Origin of the sequence: Sporolactobacillus sp. THM19-2 (assembly GCF_004153195.1) — a bacterium.
Classification (GTDB): Bacteria; Bacillota; Bacilli; order Bacillales; family Sporolactobacillaceae; genus Sporolactobacillus.
Genome location: NZ_SEMC01000036.1, coordinates 1 through 8369, shown reverse-complemented (window position 1 = coordinate 8369; position 8369 = coordinate 1). Strand labels below are relative to the sequence as shown.

The 8369-nt window shown below is 43.8% G+C and carries 8 protein-coding genes, 2 tRNA genes and 1 rRNA gene; 3 read left to right on the top strand and 8 right to left on the bottom strand.

The window, feature by feature from the left end; all coding sequences use genetic code 11:
• Positions 1 to 235 precede the first annotated feature (235 nt).
• Positions 236 to 1678 carry an IS5 family transposase gene (locus EWH91_RS14145; protein ID WP_129930883.1) on the top strand — a complete coding sequence of 481 codons (1443 nt, stop codon included), beginning with the start codon at positions 236 to 238 and terminating at the stop codon, positions 1676 to 1678.
• Positions 1679 to 1835: 157 nt separating this feature from the next.
• Here EWH91_RS14145 and gdhA read toward each other — a convergent pair whose 3' ends face one another.
• The 5 genes from gdhA to EWH91_RS14135 all read right to left on the bottom strand — a co-directional run bounded on the left by gdhA (position 1836) and on the right by EWH91_RS14135 (position 6612).
• A complete protein-coding gene (gdhA, locus tag EWH91_RS14140) occupies positions 1836 to 3218 on the bottom strand; it encodes an NADP-specific glutamate dehydrogenase (RefSeq protein WP_129930881.1) in 1383 nt (460 codons plus the stop codon).
• 745 nt (positions 3219 to 3963) lie between these two features.
• Entirely contained in the window at positions 3964 to 4044 is an 81-nt protein-coding gene (locus EWH91_RS15110) for a putative holin-like toxin (protein WP_369122704.1), read from the bottom strand.
• 457 nt (positions 4045 to 4501) lie between these two features.
• Entirely contained in the window at positions 4502 to 4579 is a 78-nt protein-coding gene (locus EWH91_RS15105) for a putative holin-like toxin (protein ID WP_353949366.1), read from the bottom strand.
• Between the two features lie 506 nt (positions 4580 to 5085).
• Positions 5086 to 5163, bottom strand: a complete 78-nt coding sequence (locus EWH91_RS15100) for a putative holin-like toxin (protein ID WP_369122703.1) — start codon at positions 5161 to 5163, stop codon at positions 5086 to 5088.
• Positions 5164 to 5838: 675 nt separating this feature from the next.
• A complete protein-coding gene (locus EWH91_RS14135) occupies positions 5839 to 6612 on the bottom strand; it encodes a DUF2935 domain-containing protein (RefSeq protein ID WP_129930879.1) in 774 nt (257 codons plus the stop codon).
• 359 nt (positions 6613 to 6971) lie between these two features.
• Here EWH91_RS14135 and EWH91_RS14130 point away from each other — a divergent pair, with 359 nt between their 5' ends.
• Both EWH91_RS14130 and EWH91_RS15185 read left to right on the top strand, forming a co-directional pair.
• A complete protein-coding gene (locus tag EWH91_RS14130) occupies positions 6972 to 7196 on the top strand; it encodes a YqfO family protein (protein ID WP_129930877.1) in 225 nt (74 codons plus the stop codon).
• A gap of 221 nt (positions 7197 to 7417) precedes the next feature.
• Positions 7418 to 7588, top strand: a complete 171-nt coding sequence (locus EWH91_RS15185) for a hypothetical protein (RefSeq protein ID WP_165364342.1) — start codon at positions 7418 to 7420, stop codon at positions 7586 to 7588.
• 342 nt (positions 7589 to 7930) lie between these two features.
• Here the strand turns inward: EWH91_RS15185 and EWH91_RS14125 are convergent.
• From EWH91_RS14125 to rrf, 3 genes are all read right to left on the bottom strand, one after another.
• Positions 7931 to 8004 (bottom strand) — tRNA-Thr (locus EWH91_RS14125).
• Positions 8005 to 8006: 2 nt separating this feature from the next.
• Positions 8007 to 8081, bottom strand: a tRNA-Asn gene (locus EWH91_RS14120).
• Positions 8082 to 8209: 128 nt separating this feature from the next.
• Positions 8210 to 8326, bottom strand: a 5S ribosomal RNA gene (gene rrf / locus EWH91_RS14115).
• Between the last annotated feature and the right edge of the window lie 43 nt (positions 8327 to 8369).

Below are 8369 nucleotides of genomic sequence, written 5' to 3'. Positions count from 1 at the left end.
CAAGTAACAAAACAAGAACACTATTGACCATTGAGAAAGACTTAAAGAAAGAGTTGGAACAAATAGCCGAAGAACAAAACAGATCATTTAACAATTTAGTGATTACAGTATTGAAAAGATACGCCGATTCATCTCATGACTGAAGTCACGAGTGTTCTCGGCTAATAATAAATGTATGAAATAACGCACTGTGATGCGATTTTCTGTGCATTTTTCAATAGATGGAGTACTTGGAATGGTTTATCGGATAAAAACGGTTCAACTTTCAAAAGAGTCTTTCGGTCAGGAACTGGGTGTCTCCTTAAGCCCGGAAAATAAATGGGTTCAGCTCGCGGATCAGTTGCCGTGGACCCGGATGGAGGATGTTTATCGTGTCCTTTTTCCGTCTTCACGTGGCCGAGCGTGCAAACCCTTTCGGCTTCTGTTTGGCGCCCAGCTCATTAAACAGTCCACGGGCCTTTCCGATGCTGATTTGGTCAAGGCCATTCGGGATACGCCTGCTTATCAGTACTTCATCGGTTGTCCCACGTACGTGGTCAGCCGACCCTTTGACCCTTCTGCCCTTACACATTTTCGGAAACGGATCGCCCCCATCAGTACCCAGTTGCGTCAAATCATGGGCGCCTGGTGTAAAGACCGGCTTCAAGGCAGCGTGGGCAGCGACCGGACGACGATCCTTGATGCCACGGTCACGCCAGTCAACATTCGCTTTCCAAAGGACCATTCATTACTCAATCAGGCCCGCACCTTCCTTGAAAAGATGATTACGGAACTGGCTCATCAGCTCCACGTCCCCATGCCACGGACGTACAAACGGGAAGCACATAAAGCGTATGTCACCTTCACCAAGAAGTCCCGTCGCACAGCTAAAGAAACGCGCCACCAAGTCAAAGCACAACTGCAATACGTGCGACGTGACTTGCGTTATGTCGAAGAGCTGCGCGCAAAAGGCGGTGAATTGACAGAGAGACAACGCAGCCGACTGACCACGATCCAGCAGCTGTTTACGCAGCAGGAGTACATGTACCGAAATAAGACCCATCGAGTGGATCATCGGATTGTCAGTCTGTCCCAGCCATACGTGCGCCCAATCAAGCACGGCAAGGCGAAACAAAACACTGAGTCTGGTCCGAAAATTGATGCCTCGATTCAAGACGGGATCATCGAAATCGAACGGGTCGATTTCAACGCATTTAATGAAAGTACCGACTTTCAAAAGGCCATTGAGCGCTATAAAGAACAGCACGATCATTACCCTGACGAAGTGTTAGCCGACAAACTGTACCGCAATCGTGAAAACATCGCGTTTGCCAAAGAGCGAGGCATTGCGATTATCGGACCCAAACTCGGGCGCAAGCCCAAGAACGTTGATGAAAAGCAACGACGCGCCGACAACGCAGCAGCACGTGACGCTGAAAATCGTCGAGGGGAAATTGAACGTCGTTTTGCTTTTATCAAGCAAAAGTGCGGTCCTGGTTTAGTACGCGCCAAAACCGCTGAAACAATTGCAGTCACCATTGATATGGGGATCACGATAGCGAATATCGATACGGTCTTACGCCTTTTTTCTTTGGCCCTTTTACTTGTCATAAAAATCAAGGATACGTACCTGACGATTAGCTACAAAATAGGGGAAAAGACTGATTTTTACCAGTCTGATTCAGCATCCACTAACTAATGAAACAAGAAGATAAAAATGTGAACTCGCCAGGCGCGTGATACTTCCTCCGTGATGTGAACCATCGTTTGTATTACCATTCAAGATAGAAAAACGTAAGAGGCAATGATGAACATAAAAAAAATCTCCCTTTCAGGAGATTTTTTTAGAAGATTGATTAAATTAAACCTTGTGCAACCATCGCATCAGCTACTTTTGTAAATCCGGCGATATTTGCTCCAACTACTAAGTTGCCGGGGTATCCGTATTCTTCAGCAGCCTTTACGCTGTTACGGTAAATGTTAACCATAATTTCATGCAGCTTGCTGTCAACTTTTTCAAATGACCAGGACAGTCTTGCACTGTTTTGAGCCATTTCCAGAGCTGAAACCGCAACACCGCCGGCATTTGCAGCTTTCGCCGGTGCAAATAGTACTCCACTGTTTAAGAAGACATTCACTGCTTCAAGAGTGGACGGCATGTTAGCCCCTTCACCAATTGCCTTAACCCCATTTGATACCAGGGTTTGTGCAGAGTTTACATCAATTTCATTTTGTGTTGCACAAGGAAGGGCAATGTCACATGAAATGGACCAAATGCCTGAGCTCCCTTCAAAGTATTGTGCTTGTGGATGATCATTGACGTATTCGTAAATTCTCTTACGCTCAACCTCTTTAATTTGCTTAATCGTTTCAACATTTAAGCCGTTTTCATCATAGATATAACCATTAGAATCACTGCAGGCAACAACTTTAGCGCCGAGCTGTTGCGCTTTTTCAATGGCATAAATGGCAACATTTCCTGATCCGGAGACAACGACGGTACTTCCTTTGAAGCTTAGACCCTTATCCTTCAGCATTTCTTCAACAAAATAAATAACACCATAGCCGGTTGCTTCAGTTCTTGCCAGGCTTCCGCCGTAAGTAAGTCCCTTACCGGTAAGTACGCCCGGTTCATTATTGCCGCGAAGCTTCTTGTACATACCAAACAGGAAACCAATTTCTCTGCCCCCTACGCCGATATCTCCTGCCGGAACATCGACATCAGGTCCGATATGACGATATAGCTCTTGCATAAAGGCCTGGCAAAAACGCATGATTTCACCATCAGATTTACCCTTGGGATCAAAGTCAGAGCCGCCTTTAGCGCCACCAATTGGTTGACCGGTTAAGGAATTTTTTAAAATTTGCTCAAAGCCTAGAAATTTAACAATGCTGGAATTTACAGATGGGTGGAAGCGAAGTCCGCCTTTATATGGTCCAATTGCACTGTTAAATTGAACGCGGAACCCTCGATTTACTTGAACTTTACCTCTATCATCTACCCAGGGGACGCGGAAAGAAATCGCTCTTTCCGGTTCCACAATTCTTTCTAAAATGCCTTGCTCCATATATTTTGGATGTTTTTCCAAAACAGGCACGAGGGAGTTGAAAACTTCCTCAACAGCCTGATGAAATTCATGTTCAAAAGGGTTGCGGTGTTTTACCGTTTCAAACACCTCACTCACGTAGTCTCTCACTGCTGGTGTTCCCGATTTTTTTATATCCTCGATAGTTTGCATAGAAATCAACCCCTTTACTAAAACTTAAAATTCATTTTATCATTCGTCAAGTCTTTACTGAAAAGTCTTTTTTTAGCCACATTTTTTTATAAGCCTTGAATTTACACTTAGAAAATATAATGACTCATCGCTGAGCCTTCCTGTACAGATTTGAGAAAACTATCGAAAGCAGGTGAACAACGATAAGTCACTTTCACCATCTTCATCCATTTGAACGGGAAGCACACTGAAACATGTCATTTCAGGCAAATCCATACACTCAATCGCAGCCTTGCCGGGCCGATCACCAGCTACGATCAGCCGCAAGCTGAAACGTAATCAGCAGCGTGATGGCGCGTACTCGTCGGTCCATGGCGAAGCGAGCTACCGTACCCGACGGAAGGACTGTCATCCGCAGTCCCTGCTAGCCAATCGGGCACTTCATGACCGGGTACAACGGTTGATTCTCGATCAGCAATGGTCTCCTGAGCAAACTGACCAGCGGATGAAACGGGATCATCTCTTTGGAAGATTAGCTATACGACCATTTATCGCGGGATTAAGCGGTATACACCTTCTGCCCGTTGCATTCTTCTTCAGGATACGGGTATAATAAGATCACAGGGAACATAAAATAAAATCGCCAGTGCGTCAACGCTGACGGAATGGCAATATCCGCATAGAGCGGAACAGCGCAATAAGAATTAAACACATGAACATGAATGGTCTGCTTCAATTATCGCCACTGCGAATGGCATATGAAGGATCATTTCTTTTTTCTATCTGACAGCATGAGGACGAGCACACCAAAACTAATCATCAGTGTGATCGCTTGAAATACTGTCATCGGCTTCACCCCCAATCTATAAGGGCGTCGCGGTCCGCACATATGCTTCATCTATCGCCTGTGTTGATTATAGCATGTCACTACCCAATTGGGGGACGTTCAAGGTGAAGAAAGAAAAAGTTAAAAAGAAGCCGACAGGGAATCATCCTTACTGGCTGTTTGTATACTTTTTTTCGTGTTATTTTTTAAATCTGCCCCTGCTTTAAGCCTTCACTGGGTAGATCTGACTCTCCAATTTTGGACAGTCAACTCGGTTCAAATTTGAGCGGTACAGTCCCGCCCATTGCATCTTTTACACCTTACCGGGTATAATAAAATCATAGGGAACATAAAATAAAATCGTCAGTGCGTGAACACTGACGGAATAGCAATATCCGCGATAAGAGCGGATGCAGCGCTAAACGAATATTTTACAGAGTGATCCGTTTCAGCCACCGCAAATGGCATATGAAACGGATTATTTCTTTCTGTCTGACAGCATAAGGACGAGCACGCCAAAACTAATCATTAGTGTGATCGCTTGAAATACTGTCATCGGCTTCACCCCCTTTCAAGAGGGTGTCACCGCATCCGCTCATATGCTTCATCTATCGCCTGTGTTGATTATAGCATGTCACTACCCAATTTTGGGGAATGGATTAATGTGCTCAATTTTGAACTGGTGTAAACAACCTAAGGGGGACCCGTTCAAGGTGAAGAAGGAAAAGAAGCCAACAGGAAAATCAGCCTAACCGTCTGTTTCTAGGCCCTTTTTCATCATTATTTTTCAAATCTGCCCCCGTTTTAACCCTTCACTCGGCGGATCTGCCGGCTCTCTAATTTTGGACAGTCAATTCGGCTCAAATGTGAGCGGTGCGGTCCCGCCCATTGCATCTTTTACACCTTACCGGGTATAATAAATGCGCAGGGAACATAAAATAAAACCGCCAGTGCGTCAACACTGACGGAATGGCAATATCCGCGATAAGAGCGGATGCAGTGCTTTAACTTAACAGCTTTTCAACCGTCCGTCTCAGCTCCTGCAAGAGCATATGAGACGGATTATTTCTTTTTATCTGACAGCATCAGGACGAGCGCACCAAAACTGATCATCAGTGTGATCGCTTGAAATACTGTCATGGGCCCCACCCCCTTTCAAGAGGGTGTCACCGCATCCGCTCATATGCTTCATCTATTGCCTGTGTTGATTATAGCATTTCACTCCATTTAGGTGAGCTTATCGTTTTTATCAGACATGGTCACCAATTTGGTCACCAGACAGCATAATGAAAAGATGCATCAAGGTCAGCCCTCGATTAAAAGCCTTGATGCATCAACGTTTTATGAGAAAGCTTCCAACTGGACTTGAGCCAGCGACCCCTTCCTTACCATGGAAGTAAAAACCGAATATATCCTGTTAGAAACGGGTTATGTATCCTGGACTACTTCCCTGGTGAACACAACAGAAAATAGTGTAAAGTAATCGTGGCATCAAAACCAGTGATGTTATTTACAGGGATGTTGATCAGGAAAAATAACACACACGTGTGCAGTGAGTATTATTACTGATTAGGTTGATAGCGGGAATAGCTACTTAATTTTCTCTTTAGCCATGTTAATGAGTTGATTTGAGGTTATTAGGAATTTTACACGTCTCGGGGAGTGTGGATGACCAGGGAAGCATCTGATCCACGAGCTCCGAATCCTTCAAGTCCCTATTGGGATGAGCTGTTCAAAAAAGGTACTTGAGATATCGGAAGGGATGGCGTCCATTTTTTTTAGCTGTCTGAACGATTAACAATCTCCGAAGCGGAGTTATGCGATAATTCCTTCCTCTAAATTTCTCCATAGGTGGTGGGCTTCTCTGGCAACATGTTCCAATATGTTTCGCGGTGCAGTAGTAATAGCCGCGCACTGCTTGATCAGAGCATCTAATTCTAATTTAAATGCTTCTAAATCCCTTGCTTCATTAATGACTATTTGCCTGAAAGTATTTAAAACTGGCAGCATCTCAGTGCGTGGTTTTCGTACTATTGTTCTGAGTGCGTTTGCCTGAAGAAAAAGTCGCTCAAACTTTTGTGTCATTCCCCTTACCTTATCTTGCAGGTCATAATTTGTTGGATCTAAATAATGCTGAACAAAAGCAAGATGATCAGCCATTTGTCTCAACCAAAACGTACTTTCATGGATGACCGAATCCGCTACAAACACTTGACCGCCACTTTGTATTAACCCAAATACTTTCTGGGACTCCTCGGCTTCTCGTATCATATGATCCATAAGTGCTACTGGCGTTGAAACAATCAAGTCACAGTGTAAAGCCTTATTCATGCCAAGCATAAGGAAATGACGAAATTCACTTATCGCTTGTTGCGATTCATTAATTAAAATACCCAAATCCCCCTGTTTCTCTTCCGCCCTCTGCCATATCCCTCCCAAACTCTGAACCATACTCTGATTTGCACGTGCTAATTCCAATTCATGATGACTTATTTCCCTGTCAAAAAATTGACCATGCTCTAAATTACTTCGCAACCAGAAGGCTACTATCCCATATGCATCCCTTTCGTAGTTATCCGTATATCCCATAAGTACACCTCTTTCCATTTCCAACGATTTATTCTGAGGAAATTTGGATATGCAAAAATGATTATATTACAGTTAAAATAAAAAAAGACCTTCAATTGAAGGCTACAATATAACAAATGTCTCGCACTGTTCAAAACATGAAATTAGAGGATATGGTTGTGAAGCGAAAAACAATCTTATGTGTCAGTAAAAGAAGTACTGAGTGGCTGGAATTAATTTAACTGTATGAAGATGTCTATCAAACGTTTAGTCAACCACAGATTTCATGATAAAAAATTCTCTACTGCTCTATAATTAACGGAAATAGACTGTTACGTAGTTGTCGAAAACTGCGAAACAGATGGAGAGGTGACTGAAGAATGGATTTTAAATTTTACAAAGTAGAAGTGCTTATTCCTGAAACCTTTATCGTTCCACTTAGAAATAAATTGAATGAAGCTGGAGTTCTTACAGTTGGGAAGTATGACAATGTTATATCATATTCAAAAGTAAAGGGATATTGGCGACCATTAGAGGTGGCTAATCCATATGACGGCGTAATTGGTCAAATAACCTCGGGAACCGAGTGCAAAATGGAGTTTTAGATGTCATCTTAAAAAAAGGTTATTTCACAGTATAATTTACGCCTCATTTCTGCAGCCACTTTAACCCCCCCCCCCGCCCGGCGGATCTCCAATTTTGGACAGTCAACTCGGCTCAAATTTGAGCGGTGCAGTCCCGCCCATTGCATCTTTTACACGTTACCGGGTATAATAAAGGCACAGGGAACATAAAATAAAACCGCCAGTGCGTGAACACTGACGGAATGGCAACATCCGCACAGAGCGGAACGGCGCTTTTAATCAAAGAGATTCATACAGAAAATGATCCGCTTCAATCAAAGCCACTGCGAATGGCATATGAAGCGGATCATTTCTTTTTATTTGACAGCATCAGCACCAGCACTGCAAAACTAATCATCAATGTTAATGCTTGAAATACTGTCATCGGCTTCACCCCCTTTCAGAGGGCATCACCGCATCCGCTCATATGCTTCATCTATTGCCTGTGTTGATTATAGCATGTCACCCCCAATTTGGGGGGCTAAATCAAATTTTGCGTTTATTCGAGACGTAGCCAGCATGTTCGACACGTTCAAAGAAAAAGAAAGCCATTAAAAGAAGCCGACAAGGGAATCATCCTTACCGGCTGTTTTCATGCTTTTTTTCATATTATTTTTCAAATCTGCAGCCAAATCTGCCCCCAAACCCATTTTCACATAAAAACAGCGGGATACCGGACACCCGATAAACCCCGCTGTTATCACGTTTTTTGTTTAAGCTTCCAACTGGACTTGAACCAGCGACCCCTTCCTTACCATGGAAGTGCTCTACCGAACTGAGCTATGGAAGCATTGGCTCCACAGGCAGGGTTCGAACCTGCGACCAATCGGTTAACAGCCGATTGCTCTACCGCTGAGCTACTGTGGAACAATAAATATGGACTATGTATATTATAATGAACCTTTCCTTACCATGGAAGTGGTCTCATTAATAAAAATCATATAAATATAAACAGGTCGCCATCATTTCTGATGGTTTCCTGTCATTTATCATTTGCCTGGCAGTGACCTACTCTCACAGGGGGACAGCCCCCCACTACCATCGGCACAGAAGAGCTTAACGACCGTGTTCGGGATGGGAACGGGTGTGACCTCTTCGCTATGACCGCCAGACTGAAAATCACCCGGGGTCGGGCGACCCCTCAAAACCGGTAAC

Excerpts from the sequence above, each read along its gene's own strand:
- EWH91_RS14145 (WP_129930883.1), top strand. The coding sequence starts at position 236 with ATGGTTTATCGGATAAAAACGGTTCAACTTTCAAAAGAGTCTTTCGGT.
- gdhA (WP_129930881.1), bottom strand. The coding sequence starts at position 3,218 with ATGCAAACTATCGAGGATATAAAAAAATCGGGAACACCAGCAGTGAGA.
- EWH91_RS15110 (WP_369122704.1), bottom strand. The coding sequence starts at position 4,044 with ATGACAGTATTTCAAGCGATCACACTGATGATTAGTTTTGGTGTGCTC.
- EWH91_RS15105 (WP_353949366.1), bottom strand. The coding sequence starts at position 4,579 with ATGACAGTATTTCAAGCGATCACACTAATGATTAGTTTTGGCGTGCTC.
- EWH91_RS15100 (WP_369122703.1), bottom strand. The coding sequence starts at position 5,163 with ATGACAGTATTTCAAGCGATCACACTGATGATCAGTTTTGGTGCGCTC.
- EWH91_RS14135 (WP_129930879.1), bottom strand. The coding sequence starts at position 6,612 with ATGGGATATACGGATAACTACGAAAGGGATGCATATGGGATAGTAGCC.
- EWH91_RS14130 (WP_129930877.1), top strand. The coding sequence starts at position 6,972 with ATGGATTTTAAATTTTACAAAGTAGAAGTGCTTATTCCTGAAACCTTT.
- EWH91_RS15185 (WP_165364342.1), top strand. The coding sequence starts at position 7,418 with ATGGCAACATCCGCACAGAGCGGAACGGCGCTTTTAATCAAAGAGATT.